At 39.8% G+C, this 18,566-nt stretch carries 15 protein-coding genes and 1 riboswitch; of the genes, 14 read left to right on the plus strand and 1 reads right to left on the minus strand.

What is annotated here, in order from left to right:
• The first annotated feature begins 12 nt into the window (after positions 1-12).
• The 3 genes from pepT (at position 13) to GQR93_RS07415 (ending at position 4,902) form a co-directional block, all read left to right on the plus strand.
• Positions 13-1,251 carry a peptidase T gene (gene pepT / locus GQR93_RS07405; protein WP_159298734.1) on the plus strand — a complete coding sequence of 413 codons (1,239 nt, stop codon included), beginning with the start codon at positions 13-15 and terminating at the stop codon, positions 1,249-1,251.
• 147 nt (positions 1,252-1,398) lie between these two features.
• The gene (gene clpB, locus GQR93_RS07410; protein ID WP_003553901.1) at positions 1,399-4,008 is read left to right on the plus strand and encodes an ATP-dependent chaperone ClpB; all 2,610 of its coding nucleotides are present in this window, start codon (positions 1,399-1,401) and stop codon (positions 4,006-4,008) included.
• Between the two features lie 12 nt (positions 4,009-4,020).
• On the plus strand, positions 4,021-4,902 hold the full coding sequence (locus tag GQR93_RS07415; protein WP_003553903.1) for an alpha/beta fold hydrolase: 882 nt from the start codon (positions 4,021-4,023) through the stop codon (positions 4,900-4,902).
• Between the two features lie 113 nt (positions 4,903-5,015).
• Here GQR93_RS07415 and GQR93_RS07420 read toward each other — a convergent pair whose 3' ends face one another.
• Positions 5,016-5,207, minus strand: a complete 192-nt coding sequence (locus GQR93_RS07420) for a YjzD family protein (protein WP_187117458.1) — start codon at positions 5,205-5,207, stop codon at positions 5,016-5,018.
• Between the two features lie 131 nt (positions 5,208-5,338).
• Between GQR93_RS07420 and dnaE the strand changes: the two genes are divergently transcribed.
• From dnaE to GQR93_RS07475, 11 genes are all read left to right on the plus strand, one after another.
• Complete coding sequence (gene dnaE / locus GQR93_RS07425; RefSeq protein ID WP_159298735.1) at positions 5,339-8,689, plus strand: DNA polymerase III subunit alpha; 3,351 nt, start codon at positions 5,339-5,341, stop codon at positions 8,687-8,689.
• Positions 8,690-8,919: 230 nt separating this feature from the next.
• Complete coding sequence (pyk, locus tag GQR93_RS07430; RefSeq protein WP_035444755.1) at positions 8,920-10,677, plus strand: pyruvate kinase; 1,758 nt, start codon at positions 8,920-8,922, stop codon at positions 10,675-10,677.
• Positions 10,678-10,869: 192 nt separating this feature from the next.
• A complete protein-coding gene (locus tag GQR93_RS07435) occupies positions 10,870-11,742 on the plus strand; it encodes a CvfB family protein (protein WP_003553911.1) in 873 nt (290 codons plus the stop codon).
• 1 nt (position 11,743) lies between these two features.
• Positions 11,744-12,631, plus strand: coding sequence for a site-specific tyrosine recombinase XerD (gene xerD / locus GQR93_RS07440; RefSeq protein ID WP_003553913.1), 888 nt, complete (start codon positions 11,744-11,746; stop codon positions 12,629-12,631).
• A gap of 16 nt (positions 12,632-12,647) precedes the next feature.
• On the plus strand, positions 12,648-13,016 hold the full coding sequence (locus GQR93_RS07445) for a hypothetical protein (protein WP_003553915.1): 369 nt from the start codon (positions 12,648-12,650) through the stop codon (positions 13,014-13,016).
• Positions 13,003-13,755, plus strand: coding sequence for a segregation and condensation protein A (locus GQR93_RS07450; protein ID WP_003553917.1), 753 nt, complete (start codon positions 13,003-13,005; stop codon positions 13,753-13,755). Before GQR93_RS07445 ends, GQR93_RS07450 begins: the two co-directional genes overlap by 14 nt.
• Positions 13,742-14,344 (plus strand): SMC-Scp complex subunit ScpB, encoded by a 603-nt coding sequence (scpB, locus tag GQR93_RS07455; protein ID WP_003553919.1) that lies wholly within the window; start codon positions 13,742-13,744, stop codon positions 14,342-14,344. Before GQR93_RS07450 ends, scpB begins: the two co-directional genes overlap by 14 nt.
• Positions 14,337-15,062 (plus strand): pseudouridine synthase, encoded by a 726-nt coding sequence (locus tag GQR93_RS07460; RefSeq protein ID WP_003553921.1) that lies wholly within the window; start codon positions 14,337-14,339, stop codon positions 15,060-15,062. The genes scpB and GQR93_RS07460 overlap by 8 nt, the downstream gene beginning before the upstream one ends.
• A gap of 44 nt (positions 15,063-15,106) precedes the next feature.
• Positions 15,107-15,228, plus strand: a riboswitch (FMN riboswitch).
• Positions 15,229-15,309: 81 nt separating this feature from the next.
• Entirely contained in the window at positions 15,310-15,894 is a 585-nt protein-coding gene (locus GQR93_RS07465; RefSeq protein WP_003553923.1) for an ECF transporter S component, read from the plus strand.
• Between the two features lie 137 nt (positions 15,895-16,031).
• The gene (locus GQR93_RS07470) at positions 16,032-17,081 is read left to right on the plus strand and encodes a helix-turn-helix domain-containing protein (protein WP_003553926.1); all 1,050 of its coding nucleotides are present in this window, start codon (positions 16,032-16,034) and stop codon (positions 17,079-17,081) included.
• Between the two features lie 19 nt (positions 17,082-17,100).
• Entirely contained in the window at positions 17,101-18,555 is a 1,455-nt protein-coding gene (locus GQR93_RS07475) for a RecQ family ATP-dependent DNA helicase (protein ID WP_003553928.1), read from the plus strand.
• Positions 18,556-18,566: the final 11 nt, after the last annotated feature.

The following is an 18,566-nucleotide window of genomic DNA, read 5'->3' on the forward strand; positions in this document are numbered from 1 at the left end:
GGAGAATTAAAAATGGCAAAATATCCAGAATTGATTTCAAATTTTTTGAAGTTTGTGAAGATTAATAGTCGCTCAAACCCCAAATCCAGAACCATTCCGTCTTCGAAACGTGAAACAGCATTCTTGAATATGTTAAAGGACCTATTATCAGATATGGGCCTAACCGATGTACACACCAACGAACAAAGTGCATATGTCTTTGCGACATTGCCTTCAAATCTTGATAAAAAAGTTCCTACAGTCGGTTTTATTTCACATATTGATACGGCAGATTTTAATTCCGAAAACATTGATCCGCAAATTATTGAGAACTATGATGGTCAATCGATTATCCCGCTTGATAAGGACGGAGAATTTAAACTGGATCCCAAGGTTTTTCCAAGTTTGAAAAAGTACAAGGGTGATACATTAATTACAACTGACGGTTCAACGCTATTAGGTGCTGATGACAAAGCCGGAGTTGCGGAAATCATTTCGTCAATCGCTTATTTGCAGTCGAACCCTGAAATTAAACACGGCACAATTAAAGTTGCTTTTGGTCCGGATGAGGAAATCGGAACCGGGGCAGATCATTTTGATGTGAATGATTTCGGCGCTGATTTTGCTTATACGGTTGATGGCGGCCCATTGGGTAACCTAAACTACGAAACCTTTAACGCTGCCGAAGCAACTGTTTCAATCAAGGGGACCGATGTTCATCCGGCCGAAGCTAAGGGTGTCATGGTTAATGCAATTCAAGTAGGAATGGACTTTCACGCAGCATTACCGGAATATGATCGTCCCGAAAAGACCGTTGAACGACAGGGATTCTATCATATCTATGATTTTCAAGGAAGCGTTGATCATACCAACATGGCTTATATCATTCGAGACCATGATCGGGACCGTTTTGAGGCTCGTAAAAGGTTATTTGAAGGCATTGCTGATCAGATGAACAAAGAATTCAGTGAAAAGCGAATTAGCGTTGAGATAAAAGATCAGTATTACAATATGGGTGAAATTATTTCCAAAGATCCGACGGTTATCGAAGTCGCTGAACAGGCTATGAAAAATGTTGATGTTAAACCACACATTTTCCCTGTTCGTGGTGGTACCGACGGCTCAAAGATTTCCTATATGGGATTACCAACTCCAAATATCTTTGCCGGCGGTGAAAATATGCATGGTCGTTTTGAATATGTTTCTGAGCAGACGATGGAAAAAGCGACGGATGTTATTATTGAAATCGCTAAATTGTATGCTCAAAAATAATTGGTCAAAAAAGGTCAAATTATTGTTAACCAGTTATAAAATTTGATAACATACTTGTAGGCGGTTTGAAATGAAACCTTTTTCTTTCTAACCGCCTTTAATGGATGGAACTAAATTAAGATAAAAAATAATAAGGTGATCATTTAAATGAATCCAGATAATTTAACAGAAGCAGTTACGCAAGCAATTTCTCAAGCTCAACAAATTGCCGTTACTCGAAAACAACAAAATATTACGGTTGCCCACCTGTTTAAGTTCTTGGTCCAACCCGGTGAATTGGCTCGTCAAATATACTCAGAACTGGGACTGAACCTAAAAGATTTAGATAAGGAACTCGATACCGAAATTGACCAGATTGCAACGGTTGAGGGCAGTAATATCAGTTATGGACAATCTTTATCGTCAAATTTGTATGAGTTATTACAAGATGCCGAACAGGTTAAAAATGAGTTTGGTGACTCATATATTGCGGTTGACACCCTGACAATTGCTGTTATGCAGCTTCACGGTGATAATTTTACCGACTATTTAATCAAACAAGATATAACCGAACAAAAAGTTAGAAACGTTGTCGAGAAGATCCGTGGTGGCGAGAAAGTAACCTCCAAAAACCAGGAAGATAATTATCAATCTCTTGAAAAATACGGGACCGACTTGGTTAAGGCTGCTCGAGATAATAAGTTGGGACCGATTATTGGTCGGGATGAAGAAATTCTCGATGTGATTCGAATTCTGTCAAGAAAGACCAAGAATAATCCAGTACTGATTGGGGCACCGGGTGTTGGAAAAACCGCCGTTGTCGAAGGATTGGCACTCCGAATTGCCTCCAATGATGTGCCGGAAAACCTTAAAAACAAGACGATTTTCCAGTTGGACATGGGGTCCCTGATTGCGGGTGCAAAGTACCGTGGTGAATTTGAAGAACGACTTCAAGCTGTTTTAAAGGAAGTTAAAAAAGCTGAGGGTCAAATCATCATGTTCATTGATGAAATTCATAACATCGTCGGGGCAGGTAAAGCCGAAGGATCGATGGATGCCGGCAATATTCTAAAACCCATGTTGGCCCGAGGGGAACTCCATTTAATCGGTGCGACAACGATTGATGAATACCGAAAGTACATGGAAAAAGATAAGGCCCTGGAGCGTCGTTTCCAACGGGTAATGGTTCATGAACCATCAGTTGAAGATACGATTACGATTTTGCGTGGCCTGTCCGAGGGCCTGGAAATCCACCATGGCGTTCGAATCCACGATAATGCCCTGGTAGCCGCTGCTAAACTTTCCGATCGATATATTACTGATCGAAATTTACCGGATAAGGCAATTGATCTTGTAGATGAAGCATCTGCTGAAATTCGGGTTGAAATGAATTCCAGCCCGACAGCGCTTGATCAATCTAATCGTCAACTTATGCGCCTTGAAGTCGAAGAGGCTGCTTTAAAGCAGGAAACCGATGAAGCTTCCAAGAAACGCCTAAAGGAAGTTCAGGAAGAACTTGCCAACATTAAGGAAAAAGTCAATGGTTTAAATGCACGCTGGAAGCAGGAAAAAGACGCCATTCAAAAGATTGGTGATAAAAAGAAACAGCTTGATCAGGCAAGAAATGACCTGAAACAGGCTGAAAACGATTACGATCTTAATAAAGCTGCTGTTCTTCAACACGGTACAATTCCACAATTGGAAGCTGACCTGAAAAAACTGGAAGAAAATGATCAACATGCCGACTGGTTGGTAAGTGAATCGGTTACGGCTGACGAAATTGCAAAAGTGGTCAGTCGGGAAACCGGTATTCCTGTGACAAAATTGGTCGAGGGCGAACGCCAAAAGCTCCTTCATTTAGCTGACAATCTGCACAAACGGGTGATTGGTCAAAATGAAGCCGTAACTGCCGTTTCCGATGCCGTCATTCGTTCACGAGCCGGTTTACAGGATCCCAGTCGACCGCTTGGCTCATTCCTATTTCTGGGGCCAACCGGAGTGGGTAAAACTGAACTCGCTAAAGCCCTGGCGGAAGATTTATTTGATTCTGAAAATCATATGGTTCGAATTGATATGTCCGAGTATATGGAAAAAGAATCGGTTTCACGATTAGTGGGTGCAGCTCCCGGTTATGTTGGCTACGAAGAAGGCGGTCAGTTAACCGAAGCAGTTCGTCGTAATCCTTACACCATTGTGCTATTTGATGAAATTGAAAAGGCTCACCCGGATGTCTTTAATATTTTGCTCCAGGTGTTGGATGATGGCCGTCTGACTGATAGTCAAGGACGAACCATTGATTTTAAAAACACCATTTTAATTATGACGTCCAATTTGGGGTCGGACATTCTATTGGAAGGAACCGACGAGAATGGTATTATTTCTGATAATGCCAAGAAACAGGTCGATCAACTACTCAAAGCATCATTTAAACCTGAATTTTTAAATAGAATTGACGATGTTATCATGTTTAAGCCGTTGTCTCGAACTGATATTGAAAAAATCGTTCAAAAATTAATTGATCAGCTTTCTGTGCGAACAAAGGCGCAGGATATTAAGCTTTCAATTTCAGATCAGGCTAAACAATGGATTGCTAAGAATGGGTATGAACCGCAATATGGCGCACGTCCTCTTCAGCGTTATGTAACCAACGTTGTTGAAACCCCTCTTGCAAAGATGATCGTTGGTGGTCAGGTTAAACCACATAGCATCGTTCATATCAATTTGGAAAACGATGCCCTGTCTTTTGTACCTGAGCAGGTAACTGCCACGCAAGTGTAAGGTGGGATATCTTTGTCAAAAGAATATCGGATTCCAACGAATAATCATACAGAACTTGCGGTTACCGTTTTTTCTACGACTCATCCGGTAGGTATTGTTCAAGTTATTCATGGTGCTTTGGAACATCAATCACGTTATTTTGATTTTGCGGCTTATTTAAATCAGCAGGGTTTTATTGTCCTAACTTCAGATAATCGTGGCCATGGCAGATCTGTATCCAAGGATGATCCTTTGGGCATCATGTTCAGCTGGCAGCAATTAGTTAACGATCAGGTTTGTTTAAGTCACTTTATTAAGCGGCAATATCCTGGGCTACCGCTGTTTTTGTTCGGTCACTCGTTTGGATCGATTCTCGGCCGATTATATCTTCAAAAACATGATCAACTATTAAATGGTCTGATTTTGACTGGGACTGCCAATTACATCCCAATGGTAAGTATCGGACTTCTTTTGGGAACCGTTTATACGCGCTTACATCTTGAAAATCGTTATTCCAAGTTATTATCAAGGCTTTCTGGATTGACACCTGGTGATCATTCTTGGCTAAGTTACAATCTTGAAAATGTTCAACGGGTATCCAATGACCCGGATATGATAAATCAATATCCTGTATTAAGTTTAATGACGCTGTGGCAGGGCGACTACGAGCTTAAGCAGGTTACTCATTTCCATTGCCAAAGGCCCGGATTACCGATCATTTCTATTACGGGGGATCACGATAAATTTAGTGGTGGCAGTCATGGATTAACAGACACAATTAAGACATTACACAAAATTGGTTATTCAAATGTAAAAAATAAAGTCATGCCCCATATGAAGCATGAAGTTTTACAAGAAGTTGATCACCAAAAAGTATATGAACAAATTGATGCCTTTTTATACGAACACATTTAATCAAGCGGGATGACTTATTTTTGACTTTAATTTGAAATCAGTCGTCGTAAAAAAAGTGAGGCTGGGCAACGTTTACGTTTGTCCCAGTCTCACTTTTTATTAATTATCGAGAATTATTTGGAAAATGATCCTTTGCTGATAAGGTAAATACCGTTTGTTGCACAAAAGCCAACAATGGCGGCCGTGATACCAATTTGCATAGGGTTGTATGGTAAAACCTCAAGTTGATTGGCAATGTAACCGATGATTTCACCAAAGATCAATGCCCAAAAAATGACGACAAGATTTGAAGCAATAAGTTTCATAGTCTTAGGCCTCCTGACAATCAATGGTATTTTAGCATATTTCCTAAGAAAAATCACTGTGAATTTACATTTAGAATTTAGTAATGAGACCTAATTGTTTGGTATAATTTGGTAGAAAGAAGGGAATTCAATTGACGTACGTACCATTACAAGTCATTAGCTCATATAGTTTACTTCAAAGTCCGATTCGGATCTCTGAATTGGTCACAGAAGCCAAAAAGCGTGGATATAAAGCACTTGCGATGACAGATATTAATGTCATGTATGGCGCTGTTGAGTTCTATGATACATGCATCGACGCCGGTATTCAGCCAATTATTGGACTGACGCTGAATCTTCCCGGCGTAATGCTGTCTGAAAACAATTATTCGATTCTTTTATTGGCCAAAAACCAAACGGGGTATCAAAACCTTTTAAAAATATCAACGTTAAAAAACTCTGGTGAAACCGATGTAACGATTGATCAACTCAATGGCCGACTGGATGGACTATATGTCATTTTGCCGCCGTTGGCGGAAATTAACGATTTACTGCTTCAGGGAAAATCAGCAGATATTTCCGATTTGATTTCTAAGTTAATGGATCTTGGCCTTACAAAGCAAGATCTTAAGTTTGGCGTGGACTACCATTCTTCTGATGCTTTAATCGATATGCTCAGCAAAGTAGCGGCTGACAATCAAGTCCAGTTGATTGCGGATGCGCCGGTTCAATACTTGAATGCCGAAGATTATTTTCCAATGCAGGTTTTAAAAGCCATTGCTGCTGGTACTAAGATTTCCAATGTTGCCGAACTTAGCCAACAGGTTGGTCCTTATTTTCTCCGGCCCCAAGATCAAATGGAAAAAGAATACCAACGACTCCATTTAAATGCGGCTCTTCAAGCCATCGATGAGGTTGTTTCCAATTGTCATGTCGAAATTAAAAAAAAGCAGCCGAAACTGCCACAATTCGAAACCCCCAACGATATGGAACCTGGTCAATATTTACGGCAGTTATGTGAAAAGGGACTTTCTAAGCGACTGGAAGCGGCTCATATTTCCGATGATGCACCTTATCGCCATCGGCTTGACAGAGAATTATCAGTGATTCATTCAATGGGATTTGATGATTACTTTTTAATTGTTTGGGATGTTATTAATTTTGCTCATCAAGCCAGGATTATAACCGGACCGGGTCGGGGATCGGCTGCCGGGTCACTTGTTGCCTATACGTTATTTATTACCGACGTTGATCCCATTAAGTACGAGCTGCTCTTTGAACGCTTTTTAAATCCCGAGAGAGTTCAAATGCCCGATATTGATTTGGACATTCCAGATGACAAACGTGATGACGTCATTCAATATGTTCACCAAAAGTACGGTCATCAACGGGTTGCACAAATCATTACTTTCGGCACCTTGGCTGCCAAACAGGCAACCAGAGATGTTGGCCGTGTTTTTGGACTCAACCCAAATCAACAGGATGTGTGGAGCAAAGCTATTCCCAGTGCTTTTCACGTAACATTGGCCGATGCCTATCATAACTCTCAACAGTTAAAAAACCTGGTTGCCGACAGCGACTTGAATAAATCACTTTTTAAAACAGCTCAAGTGTTGGAAGGCTTGCCGAGACACTATTCAACACACGCAGCCGGATTGGTGCTAAGTGATAATTTATTGGTTGATCTTGTTCCCCTTCAGGATGGAAATGACGGGCTTTTAATGACGCAATATTCCAAAGACTATGTTGAATCTGTCGGTTTGCTAAAAATTGATTTTCTGGGACTTCGCAATTTAACAATTTTGGCTGATGCACTGGCAGAAATTAAACAGGCAACGGGGCAGAAAATCAACATTTCTCAAATTCCGTTAGATGACAAGAAAACGTTGAAACTGTTTGCGAACGGCGATACAACAGGCGTTTTCCAATTCGAATCATCCGGCATCAGAAGTGTTTTACGCAGACTACATCCAGAACAGTTCGAAGATGTCGCGTTGGTTAATGCGCTTTACCGACCGGGTCCAATGGAAAACATTGACGAAGTTGTCAAACGAAAATCACATCAGGAAGCTTTAACCTATCCGGATCAGTCACTCGAAGACATTTTAAAATCAACGTATGGCGTCATCGTTTATCAAGAGCAGGTCATGCTGGTCGCTTCAAAAATGGCTGGATTTTCACTCGGACAAGCCGATATTTTACGACGTGCAATGAGCAAAAAGAAGTTAAAAGTGATGGATCGAATGAAGAGCCTATTTTTAACGGGCGCCGAAAAAAAGGGGCATCCCAAACAAGTGGCCGAGAAAGTATTTGATTATATTGAAAAATTCGCCAATTATGGATTCAATAAATCCCATGCGGTTGCTTACAGCAAAATGGCCTATGAACTTGCTTATCTTAAAGTCTATTTCCCAGGCGAGTTTCACGTTGCTTTATTAAATTCTGTTCAAAATAGTTCGGTCAAAATGAAAGAGTATTTATCAGATGCCAAATCAATGGGAGTTAAAGTAGTGGCGCCGGATATCAACAAAAGCCGAGCTGATTTTTCATACCAGGATCAGCAAATTGTTTTTGGGTTGGCTTCGATTAAAGGGGTTCGCCACGACATGGTACAGGATATTTTAAATGATCGTGACCAAAACGGCCGCTATAAATCCTTTCCTAATTTGCTTGCTCGGCTTTCAGACAAGTACCGCAAGCCGGACTTGATTAATGCGTTGATTTATTCAGGTGCGCTTGACGGTTTTTCATACAACCGTTCTGAATTAATCTCAGCAGCCCCTGAATTCATCAGCTCAATTCAGCTAAGTGGCGATTCCATGAGTTTATTCAAGGCACTGGAACCCACCGTGCCGAGAAAGCCCGAGATGCCTTTGATGCAACGCCTTGAAAAGGAAAATGATTATTTGGGTGCATACCTGTCCGGACACCCTGTTGAGCGTTTTACAGCCCTTAGAAAACGACTGAATGCAAAACTGACCAATCAGTTAGTCGTCGGAATGAACCAGGTCGTCTTAATTTTATATATAACCAAAGTTAAAATTATCAGAACCAAGACCGGCAAGCAAATGGCCTTTTTTGATGGCAGCGATGAAGTTGGCGAGATGTCGGTAACGGTTTTCCCGAATTTATTTATTAAAATTCAATCTTGGCTTCATAAAGACATGGTGGTTGCCATTCGCGGCAAAGTCGAAAAAAACAACACCATTCAAATGGTTGCAGAGACGATTCAGCCTGCCGATAATCTTTCTCGGAAATCTGCAGGGGTTAAAAAGCAGCCTCATTGGTACTTGCGAATTGATCCATCCCATGATAAAAATCAAATTTTTCACAAACTAACCGAATTGTCCGTTCAGTATCGGGGCTCGGTATCCCTCGTTGTTCATGAAAGTGCTTCAGAGAAAACATGGATTCTTGGGAATAATTTTAATTTACAACAAGGTGATCAAATTAAAGATAAATTAATCACAATTTTTGGTCAAAATAATGTTGTTTATAAGTAATTTTTTGATTGAATATTTACTTTTCGTAAAGGCTTACATTGTCGTTAGAACCGTCTTTTAGGCTTTTGTGGGTAGTTAACAAAGTCGTTATTGTCCAAAATATTCGACGACATAACTCGAAAAAAGTGATAAAATACGGTTTGGAATCTAAAAGGGAACCCCAATATTTAATTGGTCTATATCCTGTTAAAAATTGTGGTGTCCAAAAAACCGAAGGAGAGATTTTACTTATGAAGAAAACTAAGATCGTAAGTACATTGGGACCAGCCAGTACCGATGTTGATACCATCGTTAAATTAATTGAAGCTGGGGCTAATGTTTTCCGATTTAACTTTTCACATGGTGACCATCCAGAACACTTGGATCGTTTAAACAAGGTTCACGAAGCTGAAAAGAAGACAGGTAAAACTGTCGGAATCATGCTCGATACTAAAGGTGCCGAAATTCGTACTACTGTTCAAAAAGATGGCAAAATCGAATATCACACCGGCGATGTTTTCCGTATTTCAATGGATGACAGCCTTGAGGGTGTTAAAGACAAGATTGCCGTAACATACACGGGCCTCTATGATGATGTCCATGAAGGTGGTCATGTTCTTTTTGATGATGGTTTATTGGACACTGTTGTTACTAAAAAAGATGACGCTAATAAGGAATTAGTTGTAACTGTTCAAAACGATGGTGTTCTTGGTTCACGTAAGGGTGTTAACGCACCTGGCGTTTCAATCAACCTTCCAGGAATTACTGAAAAAGATTCAGACGATATTCGTTTCGGTTTGGATCATGATATTGACTTCATTTCTGCTTCATTCGTTCGTAAAGCACAAGATGTTTTGGATATCCGTGCCTTACTTGAAGAAAAGCACATGGAACATGTTCAAATCTTCCCAAAGATCGAATCACAAGAAGGTATCAACAACTTTGATGATATTATTAAAGTTGCTGATGGCTTAATGGTTGCTCGTGGTGACATGGGTGTTGAAATTCCTGCCGAAAACGTTCCGTTGGTTCAAAAGACTTTGATCAAGAAGTGCAACCAACTAGGCAAGCCAGTTATTACGGCTACCCAAATGCTTGATTCAATGCAGGAAAACCCACGTCCTACACGTGCAGAAGCTTCAGATGTTGCCAATGCCGTTTTTGATGGTACTGATGCAACAATGCTTTCAGGTGAAAGTGCTAACGGTGAATATCCTGTACAATCAGTTCAAACAATGGCGCGCATTGATGTTAAAGCTGAAAATGCTTTTAGCGAATTTGGTACACCACGTCCAACATTTGATGCCAGTGATGTCACTGAATCAATTGGTGATTCAGTTGCTCGTGTTGCAAAAGAATTGGGCATTCATACAATTGTTGCTGCAACCCGTTCAGGTTACACTGCTCGTATGATTTCCAAATATCATCCAGATGCAGACATCTTAGCATTAACCTTTGACGAACGTACCCGTCGTGGTTTGATGGTTAACTGGGGTGTTCACCCAATCTTGGTTGACGAAGTTAAGAGCAGTGACGAGATTTTTGAACTTGCTGCTAAAAAGGCGCTCGAAACTGGTTTAGCCAAGGAAGGCGATTTAATTATCGTTACTGCCGGTGTTCCAGTTGGTGAAAGCGGCACAACCAATTTGATGAGAATTCAATTGATCGGTTCAAAGCTTGTTCAAGGCCAAGGTGTTGGTGACAAGACTGTTATTGGTAAAGCCGTTGTTGCAAAAGATGCAGCTGATGCCAAGAGCAAAGTAACCGAAGGCAGCATCTTGATTGCAAAGTCAACTGACAAAGATTATCTTCCAGCAATTGAAAAGGCAAGTGCCGTTGTTGTTGAAAGTGGCGGCTTGACTTCACACGCTGCTGTAGTTGGTATCTCAATGGGTATCCCTGTTATCGTGGGTGCCGCTGGTGCAACTACTAAGATTTCAGATGGTGAATTAATTACAGTTGATTCTCATCGTGGTGTCATTTATCACGGTGCTTCAAGCTCACTATAAACAGACGGCTTGAATGTAATTAAATAACGTATAATGGGAGACTGGACAGAAGCGATTTTGCCCAGTCTCTTTTTACGCACCTTATTATGCAGATTGATGGATCTTCTACTTAGTAACCGCATTTCTTCTTCAGTCGAATTTTATTGTTAAAGCGTGTAGAATGAGTAAAGAGATTCAAGAACGGAGATTAACATGGATAAAAATTTAATGGCCCAAGTGCTAAAGGGCATACTAACCGATGAAAATGATCGCTATTATTTTGTTCAGATTGAGGGCGAAACTTTTCAATTAGACAAAGCTGAAATTAAGAAACCGTTTAAGATTGGCGCTGAATTTACCGGCTTTACGTATGAGAATGAGCAACATAGAATGCAAATTACACGGCAAATCCCTAAGATTAGAAGGGATCATTATGCATTCGGGACGGTTGTAAAGGGGAAATTTGGACTAGGTGTTTTTGTTAACATTGGATTACCTAATAAAGACGTTGTCGTCTCGGTTGATGATCTTCCAACTGTTAGCAAACTATGGCCCCGCGAAGGTGACAAGCTGCTCATATCGCTCACAGTTGACAATAAGGCCCGTATCTGGGGACATCTGGCTGATGAAGAGATCTTTGAAACGATTGCAAGGCCGGTGAAAGAACGCCTTCAAAACAAAAATATTAAAGCCCGGGCATATCGATTAAAACTGTCAGGAACCAGACTGTTAACGGATGATTATCACTTGGCCTTTCTTCACCCAAGTGAACGATTGGAAGAACCAAGACTGGGAGAAGAAGTAGAAGCCAGAGTTATTGGTACCCTGAGGGATGATTCAATTAATATTTCAACTCGCCCAAGAGCCTATCAAGAAATCGGTGAGGATGCTGAAATGATTCTGGCAGCTCTGGATCATACCGAATCGAAACAACTTGCCTTTAGTGATAAAAGTGCTCCTGAAGATATTAAAGATTATTTTGGCATCAGTAAAGGCGCTTTCAAACGGGCGCTTGGTCATTTACTAAAGGAAAACTTGATCTCTCAAGAGGATGGCCATATTACATTAAAGAAACAGGAAGATTAAAATGGACAATCAACTTGCTGATTATTTACACTTTCTTCGAGTTGAACGCGGGCTTTCTGAAAATACAATTAAAAGTTATCAACAAGACCTATCCGAAGCCATTCATTTTTTTCAAAAAACAACCAAGGATATTTCAAAAGTCGATCAATTTTTGATATTAAATTATTTGGAAAATTTACAGCAAGAAAAAAAGTCTCGAAACACAGTTATCAGAACCGTTTCAAGTTTACGAAACTTTTTTCGCTACTTAGCCCAATTTGGCGTTGTCCCAGATGATCCAATGTTGAAAGTGGATTCTCCCAAGCAGTCTAAAACGCTGCCGGATGTATTATCGGTTAGCGAAGTCAATAAACTATTGTCGATGCCGAATGTATCAAAGCCTCTTGGTGTCCGGGACCGTGCAATGCTTGAGACACTTTATGCGACCGGGTTAAGAGTCAGCGAACTTGTTAACCTACGGCTGGTTGACCTTCATCTTCCAATGAAACTGATTCAGACGGTCGGAAAGGGTGATCGTGAACGGATTATTCCGATTGGTGACGTTGCCATTGATTGGATTACGAAATATTTAAAGACAACACGAATTGATCTTTTAAGAAAAAGAACCAATACGGATTTTGTCTTTTTAAATGCTCATGGCAGACGTTTAACCCGTCAGGCAATTTGGCAAATGATTAAAAAATATGTTAAATTAGCAGGAATCAAACGGCATGTTACTCCGCATACGCTCCGACATTCATTTGCCACCCATTTATTGGAAAACGGGGCGGACTTGAGGATTGTTCAAGAATTGTTGGGTCACGCAGATATTTCTACGACTCAAATATATACTCATATTTCGCACAAACATTTGACCGAAGTTTATCAAAAATTCCATCCTCGAGCTTAGTCAGTGAGGTGATATAATGTTATATCAATATCGAAAAGATTATCAAAAAATTACGATGGGACTGTTTTCTTTAGTTTCCGATCTGCAAAACATGGATTTGGTTTCTCAAGAGATGACTTGGTATGCCGATAAAAGCGACCGAATGATCTATTTATGGAAGGATCGTCACAATAACTGGTCCGGCTTGGTTGGAATCGAAGTCGAAAATGATCAGTTGCTGATTCATCGATTAATTTTGGCACCACCAAGCCGAAACCAAGAGAATTATAGTCGCCTGTTGGATGAGCTTCAGTCCCTATACCCAAAGGAAAAAATCATCGGCGGTTTTGAAACCAAGGAAATCTGTGCCAAATGGGAGCAATCAAAGGATCATGAACGTATCTGATAAAGAACCAGAATTACATTTAAATGATTTTGATGGGCCATTGGAAGTCCTGCTTCACTTAATCCAAGAGTCCAAAATGGACATTTATGACATTCCAATTGCAGAGATAACCAAGCAGTACATGGATTATATTTATGATGCACAGCAGCTCAATTTGGATATAGTTGGTGATTTTTTTGTTATGGCTGCCAAATTGATGGTCATTAAATCAAAGATGTTGTTACCAACAGTTGTTGATGAAGCCACTGATGAGGTGGAAGAAGATCCACGTGAAGATCTGGTTAATCAACTGATTAATTACAAACGGTATAAACTAATCGCAGGTAAACTAAAGGATTACGAAAATAAACGTCGTCAAAGTTTTACCCGTTCGGAACTGGCCGTTTCAGCTTCGAAAGAAACATTAACGGTGCCTTCACCTTTTGACAAAGGCGATATTATGGCCAGTTACGTGGACGCTTTAAAACACTTTCGTTATAACCAACCATTGTCAACAACTGTTCATGAGTGGCAATTTACAATTGAAAGCCAAACAGCGTTAGTTCGCCAGCTATTGGATTGTCGAACTGAACAGATTTCTTTTAATCATGTTATTCAACATTCCACCAAGCCTGAAGAAATTGTCACCGATTTTTTAGCGATTTTAGAAATGGCTAAGTATAACGAAGTTCGTCTCAAACAGAAAAATCGCCATGAAACAATTGAAATTAGAAAGGGGCCTGCATATGGCAGTAAGTAATTTAGCAAAGATTGAAGCACTTTTATATGCTTCCGGAGATGAGGGCATTAATCTCCGCCAAATTGCTTTACGAACAGGTCTTGAGTTGTCGGCGTGTCGTCAGTTAGTGGAAAAAATCGCTCAAAATTTTAATAAAAATAAGGATTGCGGATTAAAACTGTTGGTTGCAAACGATGTTTACCGGCTTGGAACGAAAAATGAACTGGCAGAACTGGTTCGAGACTACGTCAATGATGCAAAGCCCCGTGTTCTTTCCCAGGCCGCTTTGGAAACTGTTGCAATCGTCATGTATAATCAGCCCATTACGCGAATTGAAGTTGATGACATTCGGGGCGTAAACAGTTCTGCAATTTTGCACCGACTCTTAAATCAGGGATTGCTAAAGATTACCGGTATCAAACAGGAAGTTGGCAATCCCAAACAATATGGCGTCACCAACTTTTGCTTAGACTATTTTGGGTTAAAAACATTAAATGACCTGCCAGCCTTACCAAAAGATGAAGTGTTGGATGATAATACAAGTGACTCATTGTTGACAAGGTTTAATGAGCAAATCGATCAGGGAAAACAGGAGACTAAAAATGAGTGAACGCTTACAAAAAGTTATGGCCCATGCTGGAGTTGCTTCAAGACGAAAAGCTGAAAAATTAATTGTTGAAGGCCATGTTAAAGTTAATGGAAAAGTAGTCAGGGAGCTGGGAACAAAAGTCACGGAATCCGACGAGGTCGAAGTAGACGAAGTTCCAATATCAAAAGAAGTTCCCGTTTATTACCTTCTGTACAAACCGAGAGGGGTTATTACTGCTGTAACGGATGATAAACATCGAAAAACAGTGATTGACCTCCTAAGTGAAGTCACCGAACGTATTTATCCGGTCGGCCGATTGGATTATGATACGTCAGGCTTACTGTTATTAACAAATGATGGTGATCTCGATAATCATTTAACACATCCAAAGTACGAGGTTGATAAAACCTATGTTGCAAAAGTTAAAGGGACCATCACCAACGATGATATGAAGAAGCTTCGAACCGGTATTCATATTGACGGTCGAAAAACTGCCAGTGCCAAGGCAACGGTTATTCGAAATAATAATAACAGTACAATTGTGTCGTTGACGATTCACGAAGGTCGAAACCATCAAGTCAAAAAGATGTTTTTGGCATTAGGGCATCCCGTTGAGAAGCTTAGTAGACAAAGTTATGGCTTCTTAAACTTGGATGGACTACAGCCGGGGGATTATCGACGATTAAAGCCTCATGAAGTTGAAGAACTTAAAAAAATGTCTCAAGATAGAAAACGTTGACATTTAAATAAAATTTGATATATTTAAGTTAGTTAAATAAATTGGTTTATCTTCAGGGCAGGGTGAAATTCCCGACCGGCGGTTATAGTCCGCGACACGTGAGTTATCACGCTGATCTGGTGAAATTCCAGTACCGACAGTAAAGTCTGGTATGTAGAAGATTAAATTTTTCACTACGCATAAAGTCCTGGCAGTTTTTGTCGGGACTTTTTTTGAAGATTAACCATTGGAAGAGAGGTTCTTTTCAATGGAACATAGTAGTAATAAGCAATTGTTGACGACCCGTTTGGTGGAAATGTCGGTGTTAGCCGGCTGCTCCTATGTATTGATGTTCATTTCATTTCCGATTATTCCAATTGTCCCTTACATGAAGATTGATTTTGCGGACATGCCGATTTTAATTGGAACTGTCCTATTTGGGCCGGTTAGCGGTATAACTATCGCGGGTCTTAAGTCGTTATTATATTGGCTGACAACTTCTGGTGGATCACTTATCGGCCTGATTGGTGTTGGCTCATCATTTTTATCGTCAGTCACGTTAATTCTCGCATTTTATTTGGGAAATCGATTCTTTGGTTCAATGAAAAATTCTCTTAGAATTATTTTGGTCATTGCTTTGATGATGATTAGTTTAACAGTTATCATGTCGCTTTCTAACTGGATTGCGGTCATTCCGCTTTATATGAGTATGGTAGGGATGAAAATAGGCATGCCGTTGTCATCTCTCATTTTGTTCGGCGTAGTACCCTTTAATTTAATTAAAGGAATTGTTGTTGGTGGTTTATTCTATGCCATTAAAGACAAGGTCCTTCCACGACTTAAATTAAAATAGGTTTAAAACAAATAATTTAATTAAACCACGTATATAAATAATGCAACTTATTGTAGAATAGTAATGGCTGCATTCTCGAAAACTGAGAGGTTGGGAATTGTCCCGACCTTTTTTTGATATTTTGATAGGTGACTAGTATGGACTTAGCGACAATTTTAATTCTTTTTAGTTCTTCATCCCAGTGGCGACGCTCAAAGGCCATTAAAAATATTTTGATTGGCAGGCGGACTGTTTCCAACTTGTACTGGGCACTCCAATATGGGCTGCTAAAAGATTTTGGTTCTCTTCACGGCGCTTTACCAGATAATATTGACCAGGCAGTGGCTAAACTTAAACAAGCTGAGCTTGTAAAAGCTGATTCGGAGTTACAGATCCTTCTCACTGAAAAGGGAAACGATTATCAATCAAAATTATTGGCTTCACTGCCTGAGTTAACTTTATTTGCATGGTCAGCCCGCTATGATGTCTTTAGATTTTCTAAAAGATTAAACCTCGCTATTCAGATTGTGTCGGAATATAGTTATTCAAATAATCATTACTATCCACAAACTATCGGTTTGTTGGACAGTCAGTTGATCAAAAAATGGTTTATTCAAAACAAAGCAGATCACTTACCGGTATATCTATATTCAATGCTTAATCATTTTTTGGAAAAACTGTCTCGAGATGAGTTTGCCGAAATCTTTACTCAGAACTTGTCTGGACATCATCTTTCCGGACAAACTGATGCTCAAATTGGTCAAACTCAAGGTAAGTCTCCCACGGTCATCTCTTTAACAAAATTACTGCTATACACGCAGCTTCTTACCGAATTGTTAAGTAAACCCAATTCTAAATTGCAGCCTTTGACCCAGGGACTCGCCAGGCCAGTCATTTCAAACAGTGCTGCAGAAACTTTTACCATGTTTTGCCATTATCCAGGTTTAACAATTGCAAAAATTGCTCAAAAGCGGCATATTAAGTTGACAACTGCTTATGAGCATCTTCTGGAGGCAGCTATCGTTTTACCTCAAAGTGATATCCCGTTTCAACGCTTATTGAACCCGAAGCTTGAACAAAAGTTATCTGCAATTCAACCCAATGACTTGGGGGAGTGGTCATTTCGGGTAGCCAGTGAACAAGTGGATAAGTTGGACTTCTTCAACTTTCGATTATTTCAGATTAAACAACTTAAACAGACTGATTGAGAAATGTATAGGTGAAAATATGCTTAATTTACAGGATGAACTAACTAAATATTTTAGCTTTAAGCGGTTTCGTCCCGGTCAGGAAAAAATTTTGACGATGTTGCTAAAGGGCAAAAACGTCCTGGCAATTTTACCTACTGGCGGTGGAAAAACACTTTTATATCAACTGTATGCTGCTATAACACATCAACGGATTATCATTGTATCGCCACTTATTTCACTCATGCAGGATCAAGTCAGTCGTTTACAATTTCTGGGTTCTAAACGCGTCATTGCCCTGACTTCGGCAATCGATTTTAAAGAACGTCAATTTATTATGAATCACCTTGAGCAATATCAATTTATTTATGCTTCTCCGGAAATGCTGGCCAATCCACAAATCATGGAAAAATTCAAACAACTATCCGTTGGGCTGCTGGTTATTGACGAAGCCCACTGTATTTCTGAATGGGGCCCCGACTTTCGCCCGGATTATCTGAAATTAAATCAGGTTAGAAAGTCACTCAAAATGCCATTAACCTTGATGATGACTGCCACCGCTACAACCAAAACCAGGCAAGATATCCTTGAGCGCATGGAGATGGATCAGGATCGGGTTAATCAAATTGTTCTTTCCGTTAATCGTAAAAACATTTTTTTGAGCGCTCGAGTTTGTAAAAATCAACGTGAAAAAGATGATCTTTTAGTCAAATTGGTTAGTAAACTTCACGGCGCAGGTATTATCTATTTTTCCAGCCGTGCAACAGCTGAAACAGTTGCAGCGTTACTGAATCATGACACAAGTAAAAGGGTAGAGGCTTATCATGGCGGAATGGAGGGACAATACAGGTTTCGAATTCAACAGCAATTTATGAACAACGAGATTGATATTGTGTGCGCTACCAGCGCATTTGGAATGGGAATTGATAAAAATGACGTTCGTTATGTGATTCATTATCATTTACCAGGTAATATTCAAAATTATATGCAGGAAATCGGTCGTGCCGGAAGGGATGGAAAACCATCTTTAGCTATTCTATTATATGAACCAAACGATCGTTATCTTCAGGCAAACTTAATTGATAATACGTATCCCGAAGATAATTTGATCAGTTATTTATACCAACATCCACAAGTAATGAAAAAAAACGATGCGTTTCGTGTCGTTAAATATTATTATGAGAACCATTTTTCGACCGACCAGGCTATTTCCTTTCTGAATCGTTCAAAAGAACAAAGACTGACCGGTCTACAACAGATGTATCAATATATTTTTACACCTGGATGTCGACGAAAAGTTTTATTAAACCACTTTGATGAACAATTAGTCGATGACGATCATGAAAATCAGTTTTGTTGTGACTTTCATTTTAATTTTTGGACTAAATGGGAAATTTTCAATGACCGCTACCTGAAATCGAGTGATTTTAGACAGCAGAATGCTGTGAAAGACTGGCATGAAGTCCTTAAAAGCTTATTTTTATCAAAAAATTAAGGAAAGCTGAC

The organism is Lentilactobacillus hilgardii (assembly GCF_009832765.1).
Taxonomy (GTDB): domain Bacteria; phylum Bacillota; class Bacilli; order Lactobacillales; family Lactobacillaceae; genus Lentilactobacillus; species Lentilactobacillus hilgardii.

Coding starts and splice junctions, on each gene's coding strand:
- pepT (WP_159298734.1), top strand. CDS start 13: ATGGCAAAATATCCAGAATTGATTTCAAATTTTTTGAAGTTTGTGAAG.
- clpB (WP_003553901.1), top strand. CDS start 1,399: ATGAATCCAGATAATTTAACAGAAGCAGTTACGCAAGCAATTTCTCAA.
- GQR93_RS07420 (WP_187117458.1), bottom strand. CDS start 5,207: ATGAAACTTATTGCTTCAAATCTTGTCGTCATTTTTTGGGCATTGATC.
- pyk (WP_035444755.1), top strand. CDS start 8,920: ATGAAGAAAACTAAGATCGTAAGTACATTGGGACCAGCCAGTACCGAT.
- GQR93_RS07435 (WP_003553911.1), top strand. CDS start 10,870: ATGGATAAAAATTTAATGGCCCAAGTGCTAAAGGGCATACTAACCGAT.
- xerD (WP_003553913.1), top strand. CDS start 11,744: ATGGACAATCAACTTGCTGATTATTTACACTTTCTTCGAGTTGAACGC.
- GQR93_RS07445 (WP_003553915.1), top strand. CDS start 12,648: ATGTTATATCAATATCGAAAAGATTATCAAAAAATTACGATGGGACTG.
- GQR93_RS07450 (WP_003553917.1), top strand. CDS start 13,003: ATGAACGTATCTGATAAAGAACCAGAATTACATTTAAATGATTTTGAT.
- scpB (WP_003553919.1), top strand. CDS start 13,742: ATGGCAGTAAGTAATTTAGCAAAGATTGAAGCACTTTTATATGCTTCC.
- GQR93_RS07460 (WP_003553921.1), top strand. CDS start 14,337: ATGAGTGAACGCTTACAAAAAGTTATGGCCCATGCTGGAGTTGCTTCA.
- GQR93_RS07465 (WP_003553923.1), top strand. CDS start 15,310: ATGGAACATAGTAGTAATAAGCAATTGTTGACGACCCGTTTGGTGGAA.
- GQR93_RS07470 (WP_003553926.1), top strand. CDS start 16,032: ATGGACTTAGCGACAATTTTAATTCTTTTTAGTTCTTCATCCCAGTGG.
- GQR93_RS07475 (WP_003553928.1), top strand. CDS start 17,101: ATGCTTAATTTACAGGATGAACTAACTAAATATTTTAGCTTTAAGCGG.